The organism is Exiguobacterium algae (genome assembly GCF_018617875.1).
Classification (GTDB): domain Bacteria; phylum Bacillota; class Bacilli; order Exiguobacteriales; family Exiguobacteriaceae; genus Exiguobacterium; species Exiguobacterium algae.
On sequence record NZ_JACSKZ010000001.1, the window covers coordinates 646810 to 669895 of the forward strand.

20 protein-coding genes are annotated in these 23086 nt (G+C 50.9%); 3 read left to right on the forward strand and 17 right to left on the reverse strand.

Features of this window, described 5'->3' with window-relative positions; genetic code table 11:
* Positions 1-26 precede the first annotated feature (26 nt).
* The 11 genes from KNP03_RS03290 to hprK all read right to left on the reverse strand — a co-directional run bounded on the left by KNP03_RS03290 (position 27) and on the right by hprK (position 9601).
* Entirely contained in the window at positions 27-539 is a 513-nt protein-coding gene (locus tag KNP03_RS03290) for a DUF2179 domain-containing protein (protein ID WP_214825230.1), read from the reverse strand.
* 94 nt (positions 540-633) lie between these two features.
* The gene (locus KNP03_RS03295) at positions 634-870 is read right to left on the reverse strand and encodes a CopG family transcriptional regulator (RefSeq protein ID WP_214825233.1); all 237 of its coding nucleotides are present in this window, start codon (positions 868-870) and stop codon (positions 634-636) included.
* An 85-nt stretch (positions 871-955) separates the two neighbouring features.
* A complete protein-coding gene (gene whiA / locus KNP03_RS03300) occupies positions 956-1909 on the reverse strand; it encodes a DNA-binding protein WhiA (protein ID WP_214825236.1) in 954 nt (317 codons plus the stop codon).
* Between the two features lie 24 nt (positions 1910-1933).
* Positions 1934-2929 (reverse strand): gluconeogenesis factor YvcK family protein, encoded by a 996-nt coding sequence (locus tag KNP03_RS03305; protein WP_214825238.1) that lies wholly within the window; start codon positions 2927-2929, stop codon positions 1934-1936.
* Positions 2930-2931: 2 nt separating this feature from the next.
* Positions 2932-3804: an RNase adapter RapZ gene (rapZ, locus tag KNP03_RS03310; protein WP_214825241.1), complete on the reverse strand. Its 873-nt coding sequence runs from the start codon at positions 3802-3804 to the stop codon at positions 2932-2934.
* A gap of 123 nt (positions 3805-3927) precedes the next feature.
* The gene (gene trxB, locus KNP03_RS03315) at positions 3928-4881 is read right to left on the reverse strand and encodes a thioredoxin-disulfide reductase (RefSeq protein ID WP_214825243.1); all 954 of its coding nucleotides are present in this window, start codon (positions 4879-4881) and stop codon (positions 3928-3930) included.
* 69 nt (positions 4882-4950) lie between these two features.
* On the reverse strand, positions 4951-6423 hold the full coding sequence (locus KNP03_RS03320) for a tetratricopeptide repeat protein (protein WP_214825246.1): 1473 nt from the start codon (positions 6421-6423) through the stop codon (positions 4951-4953).
* A gap of 296 nt (positions 6424-6719) precedes the next feature.
* Positions 6720-7202 (reverse strand): acyltransferase, encoded by a 483-nt coding sequence (locus KNP03_RS03325; protein ID WP_214825249.1) that lies wholly within the window; start codon positions 7200-7202, stop codon positions 6720-6722.
* Complete coding sequence (gene ppaX, locus KNP03_RS03330; protein ID WP_214825251.1) at positions 7195-7845, reverse strand: pyrophosphatase PpaX; 651 nt, start codon at positions 7843-7845, stop codon at positions 7195-7197. Before ppaX ends, KNP03_RS03325 begins: the two co-directional genes overlap by 8 nt.
* Entirely contained in the window at positions 7845-8663 is an 819-nt protein-coding gene (gene lgt, locus KNP03_RS03335; protein ID WP_214825253.1) for a prolipoprotein diacylglyceryl transferase, read from the reverse strand. The genes ppaX and lgt overlap by 1 nt, the downstream gene beginning before the upstream one ends.
* On the reverse strand, positions 8663-9601 hold the full coding sequence (hprK, locus tag KNP03_RS03340) for an HPr(Ser) kinase/phosphatase (RefSeq protein WP_214825255.1): 939 nt from the start codon (positions 9599-9601) through the stop codon (positions 8663-8665). Before hprK ends, lgt begins: the two co-directional genes overlap by 1 nt.
* A 148-nt stretch (positions 9602-9749) precedes the next feature.
* On the opposite strand from hprK, the gene KNP03_RS03345 reads away from it, so the two are divergent.
* Positions 9750-10094, forward strand: a complete 345-nt coding sequence (locus tag KNP03_RS03345) for a hypothetical protein (RefSeq protein ID WP_214825258.1) — start codon at positions 9750-9752, stop codon at positions 10092-10094.
* A gap of 43 nt (positions 10095-10137) precedes the next feature.
* Here KNP03_RS03345 and KNP03_RS03350 read toward each other — a convergent pair whose 3' ends face one another.
* The 3 genes from KNP03_RS03350 to uvrB form a co-directional block, all read right to left on the reverse strand.
* A complete protein-coding gene (locus KNP03_RS03350; RefSeq protein ID WP_214825261.1) occupies positions 10138-11307 on the reverse strand; it encodes a DUF4097 family beta strand repeat-containing protein in 1170 nt (389 codons plus the stop codon).
* Positions 11308-11371: 64 nt separating this feature from the next.
* On the reverse strand, positions 11372-14245 hold the full coding sequence (gene uvrA, locus KNP03_RS03355; RefSeq protein WP_214825270.1) for an excinuclease ABC subunit UvrA: 2874 nt from the start codon (positions 14243-14245) through the stop codon (positions 11372-11374).
* Positions 14246-16216, reverse strand: coding sequence for an excinuclease ABC subunit UvrB (gene uvrB, locus KNP03_RS03360; RefSeq protein WP_214825273.1), 1971 nt, complete (start codon positions 16214-16216; stop codon positions 14246-14248).
* Positions 16217-16718: 502 nt separating this feature from the next.
* Here uvrB and KNP03_RS03365 point away from each other — a divergent pair.
* Positions 16719-17426, forward strand: a complete 708-nt coding sequence (locus KNP03_RS03365; RefSeq protein WP_214825276.1) for an MIP/aquaporin family protein — start codon at positions 16719-16721, stop codon at positions 17424-17426.
* 27 nt (positions 17427-17453) lie between these two features.
* Positions 17454-18974 carry a glycerol kinase GlpK gene (gene glpK / locus KNP03_RS03370; protein WP_214825279.1) on the forward strand — a complete coding sequence of 507 codons (1521 nt, stop codon included), beginning with the start codon at positions 17454-17456 and terminating at the stop codon, positions 18972-18974.
* Positions 18975-19062: 88 nt separating this feature from the next.
* Here glpK and KNP03_RS03375 read toward each other — a convergent pair whose 3' ends face one another.
* The 3 genes from KNP03_RS03375 to KNP03_RS03385 form a co-directional block, all read right to left on the reverse strand.
* The gene (locus KNP03_RS03375) at positions 19063-20202 is read right to left on the reverse strand and encodes a PDZ domain-containing protein (protein WP_214825287.1); all 1140 of its coding nucleotides are present in this window, start codon (positions 20200-20202) and stop codon (positions 19063-19065) included.
* Positions 20203-20245: 43 nt separating this feature from the next.
* Positions 20246-21649, reverse strand: a complete 1404-nt coding sequence (locus tag KNP03_RS03380; protein ID WP_214825289.1) for a S41 family peptidase — start codon at positions 21647-21649, stop codon at positions 20246-20248.
* Positions 21650-21750: 101 nt separating this feature from the next.
* On the reverse strand, positions 21751-23070 hold the full coding sequence (locus KNP03_RS03385) for a murein hydrolase activator EnvC family protein (protein WP_214825291.1): 1320 nt from the start codon (positions 23068-23070) through the stop codon (positions 21751-21753).
* Positions 23071-23086 lie beyond the last annotated feature (16 nt).

The window sequence follows — 23086 nt, forward strand, 5'->3', positions numbered from 1 at the left end:
GGACCCACTTTCGTGAGTCCTTGCGATCATTTTGGTCGACGAAGTCCTTTCATCATATACCCGCCTTTGAAATCAATCGGGTCGAATGCGACGAGGAACGCCTTCGGTTCATATTTTTCAACGAGCTCCCGCAGTTCCTTCATCCGGGTCCGTGCCGCCAATACGTCCAGACGATAGCGAACGCCGTCCCGACCTTGTCCTTCGTAGTGGGTGACCCCGTAGCCGTTGTCACGCATCTCTTGAAGCAGTTCCGCCGGGAATTCCTTCGTATGAACTTGAATCATGTTATAACCGATCGCAAGCTTACGCTCAACGAATCCGCCGAGTAAAATCCCGAGTCCGAACCCGACCGCGTAGACGATCATCCCGAGTGTCGTCAAGTCCTGGAAGACGATTCCGAGTGCAAAGATGTAGATGAGCGTCTCAAGTGTCCCAAACAACCCTGCAATGACCGTTTTCCCTTTCACGAGCATGATCGTCCGGAGCGTGAGCACCGGGACATAAATCAATTGTAATAATAAGATAAGCAAGATTCCCATACCTTCATCGACCTCCGTTCAAATTCATTACCACCACTATTCCAAATTTTAAGACCAGATGCAACTAAAAAAGGCTGGCCGAAGCCAACCTCTCTTAGTTATCAAGATTTTTTACGCTCGTGAGCAATTCGTAGTCTTTACGGATTACTTCGTAAATTGCATTCTTGTCCCCGTTTAACAACTCTTCAGCACGAAGCTGGTTCAAGAAGAGGCTCGTCGCAAACGTCACGAGGGCGCTTTTCGGAATCCCGATTTCTTTTGCACGCTCTGTCATGACTTGGTCTAGCTTCGCGTCAATCGTGAGCGATACTCGTTTCTTTTCATTCGACATAATGATGAAGCTCCTTTAGTTCACTTTTCAATAATCTATACACAGTTGCTTATTATATAGGAAGAATGGTTTTGGCGCAACCGCGTCACGAAGAACCGATCTCTTCCCCGTTACGGACACGCTCTGCAATCTGGTCGATTTTACGAAGACGGTGATTGATCCCGGACTTCGAAATCGGTCCCGTTTCGAGCATCTCACCCAGTTCCTGTAGCGATACGTCCTGATGTGTCACGCGAAGCTCAGCAATCTCCCGGAGTTTTTTCGGTAAAATCTCCAGTCCAACCGTACGCTCAAGGAACTTGATGTTCTCGACCTGGCGGAGTGCCGCCCCGACCGTCTTGTTCAAGTTCGCCGTCTCACAGTTGACGAGCCGGTTGACAGAGTTTCTCATATCCTTCAGGATGCGGGCGTCCTCGAATTCGAGCATGCCTCGTGTCGCACCGATCAGTTTGAGAAAGTCAGAGATCTTCTCACTCTCTTTCATATAAAGAATATGCCCTTTTTTCCGTTCGAGCGTCTTCGCGTTCAGGTCAAACCGGTTGGCCAAATCGCGAAGAGCATGGTTATGGTTCTCGTATAACGAATACACTTCCAAATGATACGACGAGGTCTTCGGATTGTTGATCGACCCGCCGGCAAGGAACGCTCCACGTAAATAGGCGCGCGCCAACGCTTCATCCCGCGTCATGTCCGAATTCAGCGTTCGAATCATCTCATAGTTCTCCCCGAGGATCTCTAAGTCACGCAGCATCGTCTCCGCATGCTGTGAGACCCGGACGATATAGACGTTGTTCTTTTTCAGACGCATTTTCTTTCGAACGAACAAATCGAGCGGGTGGTCATACAACCGTTTCATGAGGGAATACATGCGCCGGGCGATCGATGCGTTCTCCGTCGAGACGTCGAGCGTCATCCCTCTACCGAGCGCCAAGGAGATGACACCGTTCATACGGACGAGCGCAGACAATTCCGCCTTCGCTTCCGCATCGTTCACTTCAAGCTGCGTTAATTCTTTTTTTACTTCTGAAGCAAAACTCATGTGACTCCCCTCCTTTCTATCAATCTATTTTAGTTCAAGCTCCTGGAACGAGCGTGGTTTTTTAATTCGTAGCACGCGCTGCATCACAAGTCCTGCGATGGCATCCGAGTCATGACGGATATAGTCACGGTTATAATCGACGATATCCCCCGCGAGTACGTTTGTGCCGTAATTACGAAGTTTTTTCCGGTCAAATCGGACCTCTTCTGAGCCGTCCTCACGGTACCGGTTCAAATAATCGTCTTCGATCGGCTCATTGTTGACGACGATCGTGTCGATCGATGACTTTCCGAGATACGACTCGATCACTTTCAAGTGCTTCATCGCATCGTACCCTTTCGTCTCTCCCGGCTGCGTCATGACGTTACAAATATATACGACAGGGGCACCTGAGCGTACGATTGCCTCCCGCACGTCTTTAATCAACAAGTTCGGGATGATGCTCGTATAGAGACTTCCCGGACCGAGTACGATGACGTCCGCCCGTTCGATCGCATCGACAACACCGGGTGCCGCCTTGATCCCATCCTCGAGTAAGAACAAGCGCTTAATCGGCTTTTGGCCGAGCGGGATTTTCGACTCGCCTTGGATGATCGTCCCGTCCTCAAATTCGGCAGCGAGTGTCATCAGTGTCTCCGTCACCGGCAACACTTTCCCTTGTGCGTTCAACAGCTGGGACATGACGTCAATCGCTTTGACGAACGACCCTTCACATATATGGGTCGCAGCCGTCAACATCAAGTTACCGAGCGAGTGCCCTTCAAGGCCGTATCCTGTATCGAAGCGGTACTGCAAGATTTTATCCATGAGTGGCTCCACTTCAGACAACGCCAGAATGACGTTACGGATATCGCCCGGGGGCAGCATGTGGAACTCATCACGAAGACGTCCGGAGCTTCCTCCGTCGTCTCCTACCGTGACGATTGCCGTAATATCAAGCGGATAGTGTTTCAATCCGCGGACGAGTGTTGACAATCCTGTCCCACCGCCGATTGCGACTACTTTTCGCTCCCGTCTCATTCTCATTTCTCCTTCGTCGCATGAACGAGATCACGATGGACAGTCTTGACGTTGTACCGTTCGGCGAAGTGTTCCGACACTTTCTCGGCGAATGTGATCGAACGGTGTTTCCCACCCGTACAGCCGAACGCCACGACAATCTGTGTTTTCCCTTCGCGCTTATACTGCGGAAGAAGGAACTCGAGCATGTCGATTAATTTTTTATAGAACGCCCGCGCTTCCGGATGAGACATGACGTAATCCTGGACTTCCGTCGTTTGACCGGTGAGCGGTCGAAGTTCTGGAATATAGAACGGGTTCGTGATGAAACGGACATCAAACAGCAGGTCGATGTCGAGTGGCACGCCATGCTTGAAGCCGAACGACATGAAGTTCACGGTGAACGGAATCCGCTCCTCGTTGAACTGTTGCAAAATCCGGTCTTTCAGCATTTGCGGTTTGAGCTCGCTCGTATCATAGAGCGTATGTGCCCGGTCCCGGAACCCTTCGAGCAATTCCCGCTCCATCTTGATGCCGACGAGCGGTGCGTCTTCCGGTGCGAGCGGATGGGAACGACGCGTCTCTTTATAGCGACGGACGAGCACATCGTCGCGCGTGTCGAGATATAACAAATGCGGATGGACGTTTTGTTGCTCCAAATCGTCGATGACGATGAACAGACTATCGATGAAGTCCCGCGTCCGTGTATCGATGGCGACCGCGATTTTCGGTCGGACCGAACTGATGACACCAATCAATTGCGGTAACAGGACCGGTGGTAAATTATCCACGCAGAAATAGCCGAGGTCCTCAAAGCTGTTCATCGCAACCGATTTCCCAGCTCCGCTCATCCCGCTGATGATGATCAATTCTTCTAATCCTTTAAAATCTTCCATATCGCTGACGCCCCCTTAAAATTGACAACCGAGCCGTGTGTGTAGCTCTCTTCTTCATCTAGTATAACGAACGTCTGAAAAAAAGAGAAGGACCGCGGTTCCCCGCAGTCCTAGCTTCTTACATTACGCGTTTTGTTCTTGCAACGACTCGAGGAGTCCCTCGATATAGTGTTGCGCGTTCTGAGCCGCAATCGATCCGTCGTTTGTCGCCGTGACGACTTGACGAAGCGTCTTCTCCCGAACGTCTCCGGCTGCGAAGATCCCAGGGATCTTCGTTTCCATCTCTTCGTTCGTGACGATATATCCTTGTTCGTTCGTGATGCCCAGGTCCTGGACGAATCCAGTGATCGGGTTCATCCCAATGTAGATGAAGACACCATCGATGTCGTGGTCCGTTTCCGAACCGTCTACCGTGCTGACGAGTCGGACACTGCCGACCTTGCCGTCTTTCTCGATGATTTCTTTCACCGTACGATTCCAAAGGAAATCGATTTTCGGGTTGTCAAAAGCACGTTTTTGAAGAATTTTTTGAGCACGCAATTCGTCGCGACGGTGAACGATTGTCACCTTGTTCGCGAAGCGAGTCAAGAAGACGCCTTCTTCGACCGCCGAGTCACCGCCACCGATGACGAAAAGGTCTTTTCCTTTGAAGAACGCCCCATCACATACCGCACAGTACGATACGCCACGACCGCCGAGCTCTTCTTCACCCGGTACGCCGATTTTCTTATACTGAGCACCAGAGGCAAGGATGATCGCCCGTGCTTTATAATCACGGTTGTGCGCATGAACGATTTTATATTCTTCTCCGTCTACGATGCGTTGCACGTCCCCATATGCGTACTCTGCGCCGAACGCTTTCGAATGGTCGAACATTTTCTGTGACAAGTCCGGTCCGAGGATGCTGTCATACCCCGGATAGTTTTCGATGTCTTCCGTGTTGGCCATCTGACCACCAGGGATTCCGCGTTCGATCATAAGTGTCGACAAGTTCGCACGTGAAGCATATAGTGCAGCGGTCATTCCGGCTGGGCCGGCACCGATGATAATGACGTCATAAATTTTTTCTTCTGTCATGTTGATTCCACCTCTGCAATGAAATTGATTGCCTTTAGTATAAGAAACCTGGGAGGGTATCGTCTATCTTTATGCCTGTTCGAGTGTCCGTTTGAAAGCACGAATGGTCTCAGTCAGTGTCTCGACCGGTACCATGAATGCCTGCGCACAGTCCTCAAGAATCAAGGCGTCACGCTTCGCATAAAACATCCAGACAAGCGCTGCGGCCGAGGCAGATACATCCTCAAATCCTTCTTGTGACAGGAGCAGTTTGGCGAACCGCTCATAAAAGTCTCCTTCAAGACTCATCCGTTCTGCTTCCGACACTTGTTCTTCGGCGAGCAGGAGCGCTTCATACGCACGGTGAATCTTCACATCCCCAGTAAAGGGTTGATCACACAACACGGCACGGCATTTTTCTGCAAAGGCGCGTACCGTTTCGTTTTCCGTCACCTTGTTCGTCAATGCGAGTGCTTCGAACGCCTCGTCGTCGGCGAGATTTGAAATGATTCGGATGATTTCGACCCGGGCCACATCATCTTCTTGGCGAAGGCCTTGAACGAGCGCCGAGCGGAACTCCAGGTTCTCTCGGATGTCGAATGCTTGTTTGTCTTCGATTTGCTTCATTTCCTCACTGTTCAAATAGCTGGCTGCTTCTTCAAGACGTCCAGTCTTGTAGGCAGACACGCTGAGCCAATGCCCGAACAATGAATCACCATGGAAGCCACGTTCTTTTAATAAACGCAATTCTTCATAGGCACGGTCGTACTGTCCGACGAGCGCAAGCGTCGTCGCCAATTTATAGCGCAGGTCAAATTGGAGTGGGCGGACACGTGTGAGCGGTGATGACAGTTGGAGAGCTGCTTCGGACTGCCCTGCTTCGTGTAAGAGTAAAATCGTATTTAACAAGGCATGCAGGTTGCCCGGGTTTTCATCCAATACGTACTCAAGCGTCTGAAAGGCGGCCTCGTCGTTTCCAAGATAGAAGTTGACGATGGCCAGATTATTATAGCCTGGCCAAAACTCCGGATAGTGCTCAATCAACCGCTCGAGCGTTCCTTTAGCCGCGAACAGGCGACCTTTATCGATTTGACGTTGTGCTTCGCTGTGCCACGAAATCAATTCGTCTTCCTCGTCATCTTCAAACTCCTGTTCAAGTTCGATCAGCTCGAGGAGTGATTGAACGGCTTCCGTATATTGACCTCTCGTCTCACGCGCAAGATATTCCGACGCATATGCCGCGGCTTCTTCATATTGAGAGATATAGGCGCAGTTGCTGGCAAGGTGATACAGGGCCTCTGTTGCTGTTTCATCGAGTTCTAACACTCGTTTCCACACGTCATTGGCGTGGTAGACCTCCCCTACTTCGAATAACAGTTCTGCATACTGTTTATGGTAGTCGACGCGATGCGTGGCCGCAGCCGTTGCTTCGGCCATGAAAAAAGTCGCTTCATCCAGGCGACCTTCACGTAACGCACGACGACCTCTATAGTAGTGGAGCTCCGCTGCGAGCGGAGATTCTGGTTCGGGTAGCGTCATTACTGCTTCATAGTTCGCTTCCATATTCTAAATCCTCCACATCATCTCTGAAAATCTTTTTTTAGTTGCAGGGATAAGAATACCGCACTCCAACAGCGAGAGCAACTGAAAAACTTAAAAAAAATATCGACTATATTCCCCGTATAATGAAAATTTTTTGATAGGTGGAAAAATTGTTTTTTGACAAAAATATGATTTGCAAAAGAGTAGATAAAATTGGGCAAAAAAGCGGTATCACCCTTAAAAAAAGTGATACCGCTCAAGTAATTCCAAACAGATGTATATAAGATGTTCGTAAAAAGATTTTGCGCTAAATTGTGTCAAATATGTGTCGACGATTGCAGTTTCGAACCGAAGACCCGTTCGCCCGGGAGGACGTCCCGATGCACGACGGCCCCAGCTCCGATGACGGCCCCGTCACCAATCGTCACACCTGGCAGCACGGTCACGTTCGCGCCGATCAACACGTTGTCTCCAATGATCACGTCTCCGATCCGATATTCATCGACGAGATATTCGTGGCAAAGGATCGTCGAGTTAAATCCGATGACCGTATTGCGGCCAATCTTGATCCGCTCCGGGAACATGACGTCCGGCGTCACCATGAGGGCAAGTGCGCTGTACTCGCCGATCTCCATTCCAAGAAACGTCCGGTAGAGCCACCGTTTCGCTTTCACCGAAGGGAAGTAGCGTCCGATCAAGACGACCGTCGTATTTTTGAACACGCGAAGGAATCGAATCGTCCGATACATCTGCCATAACGGATTCGGTCCGTCGATGCGGAAGCGTTCCGTCTTACGCATTACCCGACACCTCGACGAGCCATGCCTCGAAATGTTCCATCGAATCGATGATGACGTCCGGTTCGAGCGATTCAAGGAACGCCCGTCCTTTCAGTGCCCAACCGACAGCGACCGTCTTTGTTCCCGCGTTTTTCCCGCTGAAGATATCAGTATCGTTGTCGCCGACCATGACCGCCCGTTCCGGTCTCGACCCGAGCGCCTGAAGCGCCCGTTCAACCGGCTCGGCATGCGGTTTCTCGTTTTCGACATCATCCGCCGTGACGACGACGTTGAACAAATGGTCGATTCCAAACAATTTGAGACCACGCTCGACAACCGGTCGCCCTTTCGACGTGACAATGCCCATCTTGTATCCTTTTGCGTGAAGACGGTTCAAGCCTTCGATGACGCCCGGATACTCGGCGACGAGTTCATCATGCATCGCAATGTTGAAGCTTCGGTAGAACGCCTGCATTTCCTTCCATTCCGGTTCATTCAGTTCTCGAAACGACTTCTCGAGCGTCGGTCCGATGAAACGGTAAATGTCTTCCTCGTGGAACGTCTTTTCCGGGAAATAATAGGAAAATGTATGACGGAAGCTCGCAATGATCAACGGATTCGTATCAAGCAATGTTCCATCCAAATCAAACAATAATGTATCCATTAATCAAACAATCCTTTCTCCGACGGGTCGTCGTAGCGCTTCGCCTTACGACGAACGACCATGACGACAACTCCAAAGACAATCATCCCGATCGAGACGAGCTGCGCCGTCCGAAGGTCACCAGTCATCAAGCTGTCTGTCCGCAAGCCTTCGATGTAGAAGCGTCCAATCGAATACCAGACGAGGTACGACAAGAAAATATAACCTCGCGGCGGATTGCCGACCATACGCCAGACGACGAGGAGAATGACTCCGATGATGTTCCAAACACTTTCATATAAAAAGGTCGGGATGTAGTATGCTCCGTCGATATACATCTGATTGACGATCCAGTCCGGTAGCATGAGTGTATTTTCTAAGAAGCTGCGTGTCGTTTCCCCGCCATGTGCTTCCTGGTTCATGAAGTTCCCCCAACGACCCACTGCTTGGCCGAGCAGGAGTGACGGCGCCAAAATATCCGTCACTTTCCAGAATGACATCGATTTTCGCATACAATAGACGATGACGACAAGCAGCGCACCAAAGATGGCGCCATGAATGGCAATCCCGCCTTGCCGGATGTCGATGATTTGCCCAAGGTTCTCTTTATAGTAGTCCCATTGGAAAATGACGTAGTAGATGCGGGCGAAGACAATACTGATCGGAATCGACCAGATGACGATGTCGACGAGTCGCTCTGAATCATAGTTGATCCGTTTCGCCTCGAATAAAGCAAGAAATAGTCCAAGCATCGCACCGAATGCGATGATCATTCCGTACCAGTAAATCGGGAGTGACCCGATTTCAAACGCTACACGATCAAATGTCGGTTCTACCATTATCCTAAGTCTCCTTCAGTATCGTGGATCGCGTTCGCCAAGCGTTCCGCGAACTCTTCAGCCGTATTGATTCCCATGTTTTGCAGACGATAGTTCATCGCCGCGACCTCGATGATGACCGCCAAGTTTCGACCTGGGCGGACCGGAATCGTGAGTAACGGCACTTCACTGTCGATGATTTTCATCGTATTGTGATCGAGACCGACGCGGTCATACACCTTGCCTGCGTCCCAGTTTTCCAAATTGACGATGAGACTGATTTTTTTGTGTGAGCGGACAGCACCCGCTCCAAACAACGTCATGACGTCGATGATGCCGATTCCCCGGATCTCAAGCAAGTGACGGATGAGTTTCGGGGCTGACCCGACGAGGAGCTGATCGCCTGTCTGACGAATCTCGACCGAGTCGTCCGCAACGAGGCGATGCCCGCGCTTGACGAGTTCAAGTGCCGTTTCCGACTTCCCGACACCGCTCTGTCCTTTGATGAGAACCCCGACACCATAAATATCGACGAGCACACCGTGCATCGCCGTCATCGGCGCAAGTTCCATCTCGAGGAAGTTCGTGATTTGTGATTCGATCGACGTCGTCACGGCGTTTGTCCGCATGAGCGGGACATTCGCCGACTCGGCCTCTTCTTCGATTTCTTTCGGGACATCAAATCCACGCGTGATCAAAATACCCGGCGTGAGTTCTGTGCAGAGGATTTTTGCACGTTCCCGACGCTTTTCTTCTGACAAGCTGGCGAAGAAGGTCAATTCCGTTTTACCGAGTACTTGAAGACGATTTTTTGCGTAATGAGTATAGTAGCCGGCAAGGACAAGGCCCGGGCGACTAAGGTCCGGAGTGGCAACGGGACGATGTAGTCCTTCTCCTCCGGCAATGACTTGAAGCTTGAAGCGCTCAACGACTTGAGCCGTTCGTACGATATTTTGCATAATGATCTGCCCCTTTCACGCTCATTATTGTATCATAGCTCTTTCGAAGAAGTGTGAAGGAAGTGACAAGGAAAATGGCCAAACTTGTTGAAACTATAAGTAGAAATAGTCCGTAAATAGGATAGAACGTAAAAGGAGGTGAATTGTTATGGATGCAGTATTGATTATTTTCATTTTACTCGCTTTCGTAGTAGGGATTGCCACGCTCGCCTATTTGATCAAATCATTGATTGATATGTGGCGCGACTATAGCACGACGAAGAACGATACGGTCTTATTGCTCTTCATTTTAAACATCGTCGGATTGTTCTTATCCGGTGCCCTCGTATCGATGATCGTCGCCATTATCTTCTATTGGAATCGTTCGAAATCGATGCGTACGCTCGGCATCGTCTTGCTCATTGCCGGACCGGTCCTGTTCATCGTCTTCGCTGCTAGTGCCTTCATGATGTTCGATACACAAATCATGGAGTGGGAACAGATGAATTATTGACACAAAAAATCCGAAGGTCGTGATGACCTTCGGATTTGCTCGTTTATTGTTGATGGAACGGATTGTTCAAATCACCCGGGTCGACGGGATCGACCGGGTCCGTCGGTTCGTGCTGATCTTCCTCAAGGAACGTCGACGGCGTGTGGAGCGAGCCGTGCTCCAAGTCGATCGTCCCGGTACGCGTGCCCGCTTCCACTTCGATGCGTGGGGTTTGACCGCGTCCCGATAAGAATTCGAGTCGACGCTGTGCGACATCCTTCCGGTCCCGAATGATTTCCAGGTCATCAAGCAAACAATGCAATCCTCCGAAGTTCGTCTCGAGCTCTCCTTCGACTTCGACGCCGTGTGGCAATACGAGACGGATGTTCCCCGCAAGCGAGGCCAGTTCAAACTTCGCCGGACGTGCGACCGAGAGTTCAGCCCGCACATTGCCGTTTCCTGATTTGAGAGACGCCTTGTCGTATTTTCCTCCGACGATGACGGCTCCGTTCCCTGTGCGGACGTGGACGAGTTCTGCTTCCACACCTTCCACTTCCACAGTACCGTTCCCCGTGTTCAAGAGAAGCTCTGATGCATGAACCTCATGCAAAACGACCCGTCCATTCGCCGTTTGAACCCGGACGTTTTCGACGTCGAGCCCATCTGCGCGGACTTCTCCGTTCAACGTCTGTACGTGCAGATGATTGAAATGGTGATGCGGGACGTACAATTCGACATGGGCCCGGACCAGCTTGTCCCGAAGCGAGACGACGAGACGGTCGCCAATGACCGAATGTTTAACAGCGGACTGTAACTGTTCGAGTGCTTTTTCGGCATCCTGTTGACGGAGCGGACGACCTGTGACGATCAATTCGCACTCCTCGACATCTGATGACACGATTGTCGCGGATGCATTGAACAAATCGAGCGTGATGTCAGTGCCGCTGAATGGGAATGATTTTGAATACGTCACTTCCGGCCCGAAGTTCGAGCTGAAAGAGAAATCACTGTCCCGAAGCTTCGTGACGAGGCCTTCGACGGCTGACGTCAATTTCGTCGTCAACGACTCGACCGAATACGCATCGACTTTTTCCGTCGGTTGCCGCTCGTCCGTCATGCTGGAGCTTTGCGTATCAAGCCGCTCCAACCGCTCGAGTTGCGTCATCGCCTCTTCGACTGTCATCTTGCCTTCTTTCACTTGCTGGAGAATCAATTCACGCATTTCTTGTTTCACGTTCATTTCCCCCTTCGATTTAGTTACACGTCAATATCCTTCCCTTTTCTCACCATTTCTATACTTATTTCTTTTTTCCTGCCTTTGGTTTCACACGAGCCGCGTCACGTTCGAGCACCGGCTTCAAATACTTACCGGTATAAGAGGCTGCGACTTCAGCAACTTCTTCCGGTGTGCCGGTCGCGACAATCATACCGCCCCCGTCTCCACCTTCCGGTCCAAGGTCGATCAAGTAGTCTGCCGACTTGATGACGTCGAGGTTATGTTCGATGACAAGCACCGTATCCCCGTTCTCGACAAGACGTTGCAATACTTTGAGGAGGCGGGCGATATCATCCACATGTAATCCGGTCGTCGGTTCATCGAGAATATAAATCGTCTTCCCGGTCGACCGTTTATGAAGCTCCGAGGCGAGTTTGACACGTTGGGCTTCCCCACCTGAAAGTTCTGTCGCCGGCTGACCAAGTTTCATATAGCCAAGACCGACATCATAGATCGTCTGGATTTTCCGCTTGATTTTCGGAATCTTGTCGAAGAATTCGAGCCCCTCCTCAATCGTCATATCGAGGACGTCAGCAATCGTCTTCCCTTTATACTTTACTTCGAGCGTCTCGCGATTGTACCGTTTTCCGTGACAGACCTCACACGGAACGTATACGTCGGGAAGGAAATGCATCTCGATTTTAATGATCCCATCCCCGCGGCACGCCTCACAGCGTCCGCCTTTCACGTTGAAACTGAAGCGGCCTTTTTTATAGCCACGCATCTTCGCTTCGTTCGTCGAGGCGAAGACGTCGCGAATATCATCGAAGACCCCTGTGTACGTCGCCGGGTTCGAACGTGGCGTCCGGCCGATCGGGGATTGATCGATATCGATGACTTTATCGATATGCTCGAGACCTTCAATCTTCTTATGTTTCCCTGGTTTCGCTTTGGCACGGTTCATGTTGTGCGCGAGCGATTTATAGAGAATCTCGTTGATGAGCGTCGATTTCCCCGAACCGGATACACCCGTCACGGCGACGAACATCCCGAGCGGAATCGACACGTCGACATCTTTCAAGTTATTCTCTTCGGCTTGGATGATTTTCAAGAACCGTTCGTCCGGCATCTTTCGTTCGGCCGGGAGCGGAATGAACTTCTTCCCGGCCAAATATTGCCCGGTCAATGATTGCTTGTTTCGCATCAACTGTTTCGGCGTACCGGCAGCGATGACTTGACCGCCGTGTTCCCCGGCACCCGGTCCGATGTCGATCAAATAGTCCGCTTCCATCATCGTGTCTTCGTCATGCTCGACGACGATGAGCGTGTTACCGATGTCGCGCATCTGTTTGAGCGTCGCAATCAAACGGTCGTTATCCCGTTGATGAAGACCAATCGACGGTTCATCGAGGACGTACAAGACACCCGTGAGTCGTGAACCGATTTGCGTAGCGAGTCGAATCCGTTGCGCTTCCCCACCCGAGAGTGTTCCCGCGGCACGAGATAGCGTCAAATAGTCGAGACCAACGTTATTTAGGAAGCTGAGTCGTTCCCGAATCTCTTGAAGGATCAGTCGGGCGATGGCGATATCTTTCTCACTGAGCTGTTCATTGAGCCCCTCGAAGAACGCGAGTGCGTTCACGACCGACTTCTCCGTCACTTGTCCGACGTGCTGACCGGTGATTTTGACGGCGAGCGACTCTTCTTTCAAGCGATAGCCGTGACACGTCGGACAGGCATGTGTCGCCATGTACATCTCCATCTGTTCCCGGATATAGTCCGATGTCGTCTCACGATACCGTCGTTCGATATTGTGCAGGACGCCTTCGAAGAAAATTGTATTCGTCCGGACTTGTCCAAAGTCATTCTCATAACGGAAGACGAACGACTCACTGTCGGACCCCTTCAAGACGAGTTCTTGATCACGTTTGGACAACCGCTCGAACGGGACGTCCATGTCGATGTTGAAATGGTCACACATCGCAGCCAAAAGTTGCGGATAGTATTGGGAACTCGTCGGCTGCCAAGCCGCAATCGCGCCTTCTTTCAATGTCTTCGACGGGTCCGGGATGACGAGATCCGGGTCGACGTCCAGTTTCGTACCGAGTCCGTCACATGTTGGACAGGCCCCGAATGGCGAGTTGAACGAGAACATCCGAGGTTCGAGTTCACCAATCGAGAAGCCGCAAATCGGACAGGCGTGATGTTCACTAAAGAGAAGTTCCGTACCATCCATCTTATCGATGATCGCGCGACCGTCCGCAAGTCGAAGTGCCGTCTCGAGTGAATCCGCCAGACGCCCTTCTACATCGGGCCGGACGACGAGGCGGTCGACGACGACTTCGATGGAATGCTTCTTGTTTTTATCGAGTTCGATTTCATCCGTCAATTCAATCGTCTCTCCGTTGACACGGACACGGACGAACCCTTCTTTCTTCAACGAATCAAATACTTTGACGTGCGTCCCTTTTCTTCCCGACACGATCGGGGCCAGAATTTGAAGACGCGAGCGTTCCGGAAGCTCCATCACCTGGTCGACCATCTGAGAAATGGTTTGACTCGAAATCTCAATCCCGTGATTCGGACAGACCGGTTTCCCAATCCGTGCGAACAAAAGGCGTAGGTAATCGTAGATCTCGGTCACCGTTCCGACGGTCGAGCGCGGGTTCCGGCTCGTCGTCTTTTGGTCAATTGAAATGGCCGGACTTAGTCCTTCAATCGTATCGACGTCCGGTTTGTCCATTTGTCCGAGGAACTGACGGGCATACGCAGATAAACTCTCGACATACCGGCGTTGTCCTTCCGCATAGATCGTGTCGAACGCGAGCGACGATTTCCCCGAGCCGGACAAGCCCGTCAAGACGACGAGCTGGTCACGGGGGATGTCGATATCAATGTTTTTCAAGTTGTTGACGCGTGCCCCTTTGATGACAATCGCATTTTTCTTTTCAGCCATTTAATTCCCTACCTTCAACTCCAAGATTAAGTCACGCAATTCGGCTGCACGCTCGAACTGGAGGTCGCGCGCCGCTTGCTTCATTTCTTCTTCCAGTTTGGCAATCGCCGCTTCCCGCTCGGCTGGTTTCATCGTACTGAGCGATTCGAGCGCCTCTTCTTCCGCCTCGACGGTTGCCCGGATGACACCACGGACGTCTTTGCGAATCGTCTGTGGCGTGATGCCGTGCTCTTCATTATATTCCTGCTGTATCGTTCGACGACGGTCGGTCTCGTCGATTGCCCGCTTCATCGAGTCAGTCATCTTATCGGCGAACAGGATGACGTGCCCGTTCGCGTTACGGGCCGCCCGGCCAATCGTCTGGATGAGCGAACGGTCGGAACGTAGGAAGCCTTCTTTATCGGCGTCAAGAATCGTCACGAGACTGACTTCCGGAATGTCGAGCCCTTCCCGAAGCAGGTTGATCCCGACGAGCACATCATATTTCCCAAGTCGGAGGTCACGAATGATTTCAATCCGTTCGAGCGTCTTGATCTCGGAATGCATGTAATTGACCTTGATACCGGCCTCACGCAAATAGTCGGACAAATCCTCGGCCATTTTCTTCGTGAGTGTCGTGACAAGTACACGCTCATCACGTTTGATCCGGTCCCGAATCTGGTCCATCAAGTAATCGATTTGACCTTTGATTGGATGAATCTCAACCGTCGGGTCCAAAAGACCGGTCGGACGGATAATTTGTTCGATCATCTTCGGTGTATGTTCAAGCTCAAACGGTCCCGGTGTCGCCGAGATAAAGATTGCCTGTGATACTTTTTCTTCGAATTCTTCGAACTTCAACGGTCGGTTGTCCTTCGCCGAAGGTAAACGGAATCCGTGATCGACGAGCACTTGCTTACGGGCCTGGTCCCCATTGTACATGCCCCGTACTTGCGGCAGCGTCACGTGCGACTCATCGGCGACAAGTAGAAAGTCTTCCGGGAAGTAATCGAGAAGCGTATACGGCGTCGCCCCTTCCTCCATCAAGTTCAGGTGACGGGAGTAGTTCTCGATTCCGGAGCAATACCCCATCTCGCGCATCATCTCGAGGTCATAATGGGTCCGTTGTTCGAGACGCTGCGCCTCGAGAAGTTTTCCTTCCTCCCGGAACTTCTCCAATTGTTGTTCAAGTTCCGCTTCGATATTGACAATCGCTTTTTGCAGCTTCTCATCACGTGTGACGAAGTGGGATGCCGGGAAGATGGCGACATGGTCCCGGTCGGCGATGATCTCACCGGTGAGCGGGTCCATCTCGCGAATCCGGTCAATCTCATCTCCAAAGAACTCGATGCGCATGCAATGTTCGTCACGCGATGCCGGGAAGATTTCCACGACGTCGCCCCGGACGCGGAAACGTCCGCGCTGGAAATCGATATCATTCCGTTCATATTGGATGTCGATCAGCTTACGAAGCATCTCGTCACGCCCCATCTCTTTACCGACCCGCAGACTGAGGACAAGACTCCGGTATTCTTCCGGATTACCGAGACCGTAGATACACGACACCGAAGCGACGATGATGACGTCATCTCGTTCGAACAAAGCCGAGGTCGCCGAATGTCGAAGTTTATCAATCTCATCGTTGATTGACGCATCTTTTTCGATGAACGTATCCGTCGACGGCACATATGCCTCCGGCTGATAGTAATCGTAGTAACTGACGAAATATTCGACCGCGTTGTTCGGGAAAAACTCTTTGAACTCCGAGTAGAGCTGACCGGCGAGCGTCTTGTTGTGGGCCAGGACGAGCGTCGGCTTTTTCACTTCCTGAATGACATTTGACACGGTGAATGTTTTCCCGGTACCCGTCGCCCCGAGGAGGGTCTGATACCGTTCCCCTCGCTCGACACCTTCTACGAGCTGCCGAATCGCCTCAGGTTGGTCCCCACCTGGTTTGAATTCAGATTGTAATGCAAACGGGATCGATTCCATGGATACTCCTCACCTTCTGTTTCATAATAGTTTGATTATAACATATACACGAACAAATATTCGCTTCCGAATCCTCTCGATTCGCTGTTTTCTTCATTAATTGAATCGCAAACACTCTCGTCTCATTGTTCATTCTTTTTCCGTTACCTGGAGAAAGAAAACATACGGTCACTGCGAGATCGCATTCGCCTCCCTTCCTGCGCGAACCGTTATCCCAGCAAAGATTTTTTACAACGAAAAGGTGAAAGCAATCTTTTTTTAATAACCTTTCCCTATTGTTCAAAAAATCAAGTCCTTTCCATCCCCCATCAATTCAGTGACTGAAAAAACGTTGATATGAAGCGAATTTTCCCCCTATATAAAAAGAGGTTTACAGTTGTAAATGTGACAGCTTATAGGAAAAAAGTAACATTTTTAAATGTCTTGGTTTTAAAACGCTTACATTTGGGGCATATAATGAAGTGGCAAGTCCAAATTGTATAAGGAGAAAGGGGAGTATCATATGTCAGCATTTGTCAGTGAAATTATCGGTACAATGCTTTTGATCTTGCTTGGTAACGGTGTCGTCGCAGGCGTCGTCCTCCGCCATTCTAAGGCAGAGAACTCTGGCTGGATCGTCATCACAATGGGTTGGGGTCTCGCTGTTATGGTCGGGGTGTACGCTGCCGGTATTTACGGAGGGGCGCACATCAACCCTGCCGTAACAATCGGACTCGCGACAGCAGGTGCGTTTGACTGGGCAGATGTACCGATGTACATTCTTGCACAGTTCATCGGTGCCTTCATCGGAGCCTGTCTCGTCTATATCCATTACAAACCGCACTATGATGAGACGGATGATCCAGGTTTGAAACTAGCGACCTTCTCGACAGCACCTGGTATCCGGAATACGGCCTTCAACTTAATCGGGGAGATTATCGGAACGTTCGTGCTTCTCTTCGCTCTCTTATCATTTGGTGCCAATACGTTCGCAGACGGATTGAACCCGCTCATCGTCGGTTTCTTGATCGTCTCGATTGGTCTCTCACTCGGTGGTACGACCGGATACGCCATCAACCCTGCGCGTGACCTCGGTCCTCGTATCGCCCACGCGGTGCTTCCGATCAAAGGAAAAGGTTCATCGGACTGGGGGTACTCATGGATCCCTGTCGTCGGTCCAATCATCGGCGCAGTCATTGCTGCTCTCATCTATGGAATTCTCGTTCCGTAACCACATATTCTAAGGAGGAAATCACATATGGCGAAAGAAAAACGTTACATTTTAGCGCTTGACCAAGGGACTACAAGCTCACGGGCAATCATTTTTGACCATGACGGAAAAATTGTCACCGTCGCACAACGTGAGTTTAAGCAATACTTCCCAAAACCAGGTTGGGTCGAACATAATGCCAATGAGATTTGGGGTTCAGTCCTTGCTGTCATGGCCGAGGCGTTCGGTTCGGCGGATATTGACCCGAATGAAATTGCCGCCATCGGAATCACAAACCAGCGTGAAACGGCTGTCGTGTGGGAAAAAGAAACCGGTCGCCCGGTTTACAACGCCGTCGTCTGGCAATCTCGCCAAACTGCTGGAATTTGTGAGGAACTGAAAGAGGCCGGACATGCTGATTTGTTCCGCGACAAGACGGGTCTCTTGATTGACGCCTACTTCTCAGGAACAAAAGTTAAATGGATCCTGGATAATGTGGATGGTGCGCGTGAAAAAGCCGAGAACGGTGAACTCCTATTCGGGACAATCGACACCTGGCTCATCTGGAAACTTTCAGGCGGAAATGCCCACGTCACGGATTACTCGAACGCTTCACGTACACTCATGTACAACATCTATGAACAAAAATGGGATGACGAATTGCTCGACATTTTGACGGTACCGAAATCGATGCTCCCTGAAGTCAAACCGTCGAGTGAAGTCTACGCCAACACGATTCCTTATCACTTCTTCGGATTCGAAGTGCCAATCGCCGGAGCTGCCGGTGACCAACAGGCTGCCCTCTTCGGTCAAACTTGCTTCGAAAAAGGAGAAGGAAAAAATACGTACGGTACAGGTTGCTTCATGCTCATGAATACAGGCGAAGAAGCCGTCAAATCTGACCATGGTCTCTTGACGACGATCGCTTGGGGGTATAACGGCAAAGTCGAATACGCCCTCGAAGGATCTATCTTCGTCGCCGGTTCTGCCATCCAATGGCTCCGCGATGGATTACGGATGCTGAAAAATGCGAAAGATACGGAACAATACGCCAACCGTGTAGAAACGACAGACGGCGTCTACGTGGTACCGGCATTCGTCGGACTCGGGGCTCCGTATTGGAACTCTGACGTACGAGGCGCCATTTTCGGTCTCACTCGCGGAACGGAGAAAGAACATTTCGTTCGGGCCACGCTCGAATCACTCGCCTACCAGACACGTGATGTACTCACTTCGATGGAGAACGATTCAGGAATCAACCTGAAGACACTCCGTGTCGATGGCGGGGCCGTCAACAACAACTTCCTCATGCAATTCCAGTCAGACATTCTAGACGTTCCGGTCGAACGTCCGGAAGTGAGCGAAACGACTGCCCTCGGAGCAGCTTATCTCGCCGGTCTCGCTGTCGGATTCTGGGAAGACCAGGCTGAGATCAAAGAACAGTGGAAACTCGACCATAAATTCGAACCGGAAATGGACGAGAAACACCGTGAAGCACTCTACAAAGGCTGGCAACATGCCGTTGAAGCAACGATGGCGTTCAAACCATCTAAGCTTGATTTAGATTGAGTGTATTGTCATATCTAACGAAAAAAGCCCCTTGAACGGAATCATCCGTTCAAGGGGCTTTGCCGTGTTGCCGAGGTATATCCTCAATTTACAATTTACGCAACCGAACACGTGGACTCGTCGGCTCGCTGACAAAAAGAATGCCAAGTTCATGCGGATCGGTCTCGTACATCGCCCGCTGCACGAAGCGAATGTCACCATTCAGGTTCAGCACTTCTAACTTAATGTACGGCTTATGTTGTTGCAGCGCTTCGTAGAAGCTGTGCCCGCCCGTAATGACGGTACCGTTCACTTTGTAGATTGATTCGCCTGGAATGAGTTGCATCGCCTCCCCCGGTGAATTCGGGAGCGTATCGATGATGACAGCACCGCGGTTTCCATTAATAAAGACAGGTGTCGTCCCCCGGTTTTCACGTTTGATCCATTGAAGGGCGAGCTCATACAAAATGAATAGGGCAAACAAAACATAATCGACATAAGGAATTTGAAGGGCAAACGATGCTCCGTATAATGCAAGTGCAATCAAAGCGAGTACTCCACGGAAGTTACTTAGACGACCGAGAAGTGTCCCCGGTAGTGCCCCCGTCGACAGCAGGCTGACTCCGATTGGAATCGGCAAAACGATCGGGAACATCGGAAAATCAAATCCGAATGAGGGTGGCAAAAAGATGACGAGTGGGAAGAACCATACCCGTTTGACGACATGCCCCCCGATAAATTGACCACGCTTCGATAAAATCAAAGTCGGTGAGGTCTCCTTCGGTCCGTCCCACCGGAGTAAGATAGCTTCCGCAAGCGTGACCACCCCGAACACGAGGGCATAAACCGTCCAATCGACCCGTGCCATCTGCGACACCCAGTCACTCCATTCCCCATATGGAATCACATCCCGTAACATTACAACAGCAAACAAGATGAAGAGCGGGAAAATCGGATTGAAAAAACGCGGGTGCATCGTCAATACGACGAGTGTATACAAAACGGTAAAAGAAATCGCCCATTCCAACGTAATCGTTGTTTCAAGCAGAATCATCGCCACAGAGGCAACAACGGCGAGCAGTAAACTCGGCCAGATAAAATGTTGCCATTCTGATTTTGGCGGTCTCCGGCGTGAGCGGAACATCGCCCGCTCGCGTTTAATCCGTGTCATTGATATGTAAGTGAGGGCGACGAATGTCGCCCATAGTAGCGGACTGCCTAACAAAGTCAATAAAGCTGTAACACTCATTCGTACAACGTCCACACGGTCCAACCCTTTCCTTCATGAAAGTTTATTTTGCTGCTTCTTCAATTGCTCGTTCCAACTGGGCATCGTTCGCCTCGTCCTGGATCGCTTCTAACAAACGTGATTCGAGCGCAGATGCTGTTTCTTGATCCACATTCCCGGTTGGAGACAACTTGTTATCGTTTTGGAACGCCTTAACGGCTCTCGCCATCGTGTCTCCATAGTAACCCGGCTGACCTCCCGGCTCATATCCGAGTCCCTCTAAAATCGTATGCAGGTTCGAGACGCCGTCCCCATAGTCCCCGACTTTCAATGAGTCGTCTTCAGCCAAGATTCGATTCACCCGGAAGTAATCCGGCTGTTCTACCTCGATATCCGGCTCAATCCCTTTCTTGTTGATCCAGTTGCCGTCTGGAGTCAACCATTTGCTCGTCGTCAGTTTGAGGTTGCTGCCGTCTTCTAAGTCAAAGGCCGTCTGGACGACACCTTTACCGAACGTTTTTGTCCCGATGATTGTTGCACCGGCACCTTCTTTCATCGCACCCGTCAAAATTTCAGACGCCGACGCCGATCCCTCATCTGTTAAGACGAATATCTCATATGGTTTCGCTTCACGCGCGCTTCCGTTTTGGGCCTCGCGCTTCCCGTCCGCATATTCGATTTGCACGACAGGCTTCGAAGTCGGTACAAACCCTTCGACCATCTCGATTACACGATTTAACAACCCGCCAGGATTTCCGCGCACATCGATGATGAGGCTTTCCATCCCTTCATCCTCGAGTTGTTCTAACTGATTTAAAAACTCTTCTGCCGTCGGGTCTGAGAATTGCGTCACTTGAAGATAGCCAATCTTTTTCCCGTCCTTCTCTTTCAGTTCAGAGAAGACTGTCTCGATTGGAATCGTATCTCGCGTAATTTCATAGTCTGCTTCCTGACCGCCTCGGCGAATCGTCAGTGTGACGACCGTCCCTTTTTCCCCACGGATGAGTTGAACTGCGTCTTGTACGTCCTTTCCTTCGATGGATTCACCGTCCACCGCGGTAATGACGTCCCCCGGTCGCAATCCAGCCGCCTCAGCCGGAGCCCCTTTGATCGGGGCGACAATCAAAATGTCTTCCCCTTTCTTCTCCAAAGTCGCTCCAATTCCTTCAAAGCTCGATTCAATCGATTCATTGAATTGAGAACTTTCCTCCGCATCGAGGAAATCTGAATACGGGTCGTCGAGGGCTGCAGTCATCCCATCAAGGGCTCCTGTCAACAAGTCCTCTTCTGAGATATCTTGAAGTGAATGCTCTTCAATCAAATCTCGCACTTGTTCAATTTTATCCCACTCGTCATCCGACGTGCGGATCGGGAGTGGTGAATCGGTAAACGCCATCGTCGCAAGGCCTGCACCAGCCCCAGCCACGAACGTTGCGCCAGCGAGTAGTCCTGCGGTTGAATTTTTCACGGGTAGTTCCCTCATTTCTCTTTGTCAGTCTTTTCATTAGTATAGCAAAAAAAGAGAAGAAAACGGACGCGTTCCACATATTTGGGAAGCGTCCGTTTCAGTCAGTAGCCAATATATGGACCCGGATTGATGGCATTCGGTTGTCCAGGTGCCCATTTCCCACGGTGCAACTCGAAATGAAGGTGGGGGCCAGTTGACCAGCCCGTACTTCCGAGAGTACCGACCGGTTGTCCAGCTGCAACCTGCTGGCCTGGAACAACCGATATCGAGTTCATATGACCATACACTGTCGTCCAAATTTCTCCATTGATCACGTGAGAGACAAACACGACATTTCCATACCCTGTCGCAGGTGCCGCTTTGATGACTACTCCCGGAGCAGCCGCCACAATCGGCGTGCCAAGGGCGTTGACCAGGTCGATGCCGGTGTGAACCTCCGCCACTCCCGTCAACGGATTATTCCGCGGACCGAACGAACAGGAGACATACCCGGAAACCGGTCGCACCAAAGAGGTGATCGTCGATACATTCGTCGGCGACTCCGGCAAAGTCGATGGATCGGTCGACGTTTCCTTTTCCTTCTCTTGAGCCGCTTCCGCTTTCGCTTCTGCTCGCGCACGTTCCTCGGCTTCCCGCTTCGCTCGCGCTTCAGCTTCCGCCCGTTCCCGTTCTGCCGTCGCGATGGCTGCGAGCTGTTCTTCGATGATTCGGTTCTGTTCCGCCATGACCGACTGCTCTTCTTCTCGTGTCATTCTTTCGAGCTCGAGCGATTCAACTTGTTCATCCAACTGGGAAAGGAGCCCCCGCTTTTTCTCAGCCATACGGTCAAGGTCTTGTTTGGTGACAACTAACTCCCGTTCTTTTTGCTTTAAAAACGAAAGTTGTGTCTGCTGTGTCGTTTCGAGTGATTCGAGTCGCTCGACTTCACCCATATAGTTATGTAAGAGTTCCCGGTCCTGTTCTGCAATCGTCCTGGCTGTCATAAACCTTGTCACAAAATCACCGAATGAACGGGATTCAAAGATGACTTGCAAGTAGGACCGGTCCTCTTGTACTTGTAAGACACGAAGGCGTTCATTGAGAAGCGCCTTCTGTCCATCCAAGTATGTCGCTTGGATTGTGAGTTGTTGGCGAGTGGATTCCAGGCTGTCGCGTGCCGAATCGACTTCTTGCTGTTGGACGGCGATTTGTTCACTCAAATCATTCAAGCGTTCATCGACGACTCGAAGTTGAGTCGCGACCGCCTCCCGTTCTGCTTCCGTACTTTTCAGCTCGGCATCTGTTTCCGCCTGCGCTTTTTTCGACTCCTCCAATTGATCGGAAAGTCGGTCTTGTCGAGCTTTTAACGTGTCTTTCTCCGTTGCCATGACCGGCATGGCAATCAATGATACACATAACCCTAGCGCAAGCGAACGTTTCATTCGCCAACTCCTCCTT

Bases quoted from the DNA above. Each gene is read 5' to 3' on its own strand.
- trxB (WP_214825243.1), bottom strand. From the start codon at position 4,881: ATGACAGAAGAAAAAATTTATGACGTCATTATCATCGGTGCCGGCCCA.
- uvrA (WP_214825270.1), bottom strand. From the start codon at position 14,245: ATGGCTGAAAAGAAAAATGCGATTGTCATCAAAGGGGCACGCGTCAAC.
- KNP03_RS03305 (WP_214825238.1), bottom strand. From the start codon at position 2,929: ATGAGACGGGAGCGAAAAGTAGTCGCAATCGGCGGTGGGACAGGATTG.
- KNP03_RS03295 (WP_214825233.1), bottom strand. From the start codon at position 870: ATGTCGAATGAAAAGAAACGAGTATCGCTCACGATTGACGCGAAGCTA.
- hprK (WP_214825255.1), bottom strand. From the start codon at position 9,601: ATGCAAAATATCGTACGAACGGCTCAAGTCGTTGAGCGCTTCAAGCTT.
- lgt (WP_214825253.1), bottom strand. From the start codon at position 8,663: ATGGTAGAACCGACATTTGATCGTGTAGCGTTTGAAATCGGGTCACTC.
- rapZ (WP_214825241.1), bottom strand. From the start codon at position 3,804: ATGGAAGATTTTAAAGGATTAGAAGAATTGATCATCATCAGCGGGATG.
- ppaX (WP_214825251.1), bottom strand. From the start codon at position 7,845: ATGGATACATTATTGTTTGATTTGGATGGAACATTGCTTGATACGAAT.
- KNP03_RS03320 (WP_214825246.1), bottom strand. From the start codon at position 6,423: ATGGAAGCGAACTATGAAGCAGTAATGACGCTACCCGAACCAGAATCT.
- KNP03_RS03375 (WP_214825287.1), bottom strand. From the start codon at position 20,202: ATGAGTGTTACAGCTTTATTGACTTTGTTAGGCAGTCCGCTACTATGG.
- KNP03_RS03325 (WP_214825249.1), bottom strand. From the start codon at position 7,202: ATGCGTAAGACGGAACGCTTCCGCATCGACGGACCGAATCCGTTATGG.
- KNP03_RS03385 (WP_214825291.1), bottom strand. From the start codon at position 23,070: ATGAAACGTTCGCTTGCGCTAGGGTTATGTGTATCATTGATTGCCATG.
- glpK (WP_214825279.1), top strand. From the start codon at position 17,454: ATGGCGAAAGAAAAACGTTACATTTTAGCGCTTGACCAAGGGACTACA.
- KNP03_RS03365 (WP_214825276.1), top strand. From the start codon at position 16,719: ATGTCAGCATTTGTCAGTGAAATTATCGGTACAATGCTTTTGATCTTG.
- whiA (WP_214825236.1), bottom strand. From the start codon at position 1,909: ATGAGTTTTGCTTCAGAAGTAAAAAAAGAATTAACGCAGCTTGAAGTG.
- KNP03_RS03345 (WP_214825258.1), top strand. From the start codon at position 9,750: ATGGATGCAGTATTGATTATTTTCATTTTACTCGCTTTCGTAGTAGGG.
- KNP03_RS03290 (WP_214825230.1), bottom strand. From the start codon at position 539: ATGGGAATCTTGCTTATCTTATTATTACAATTGATTTATGTCCCGGTG.
- uvrB (WP_214825273.1), bottom strand. From the start codon at position 16,216: ATGGAATCGATCCCGTTTGCATTACAATCTGAATTCAAACCAGGTGGG.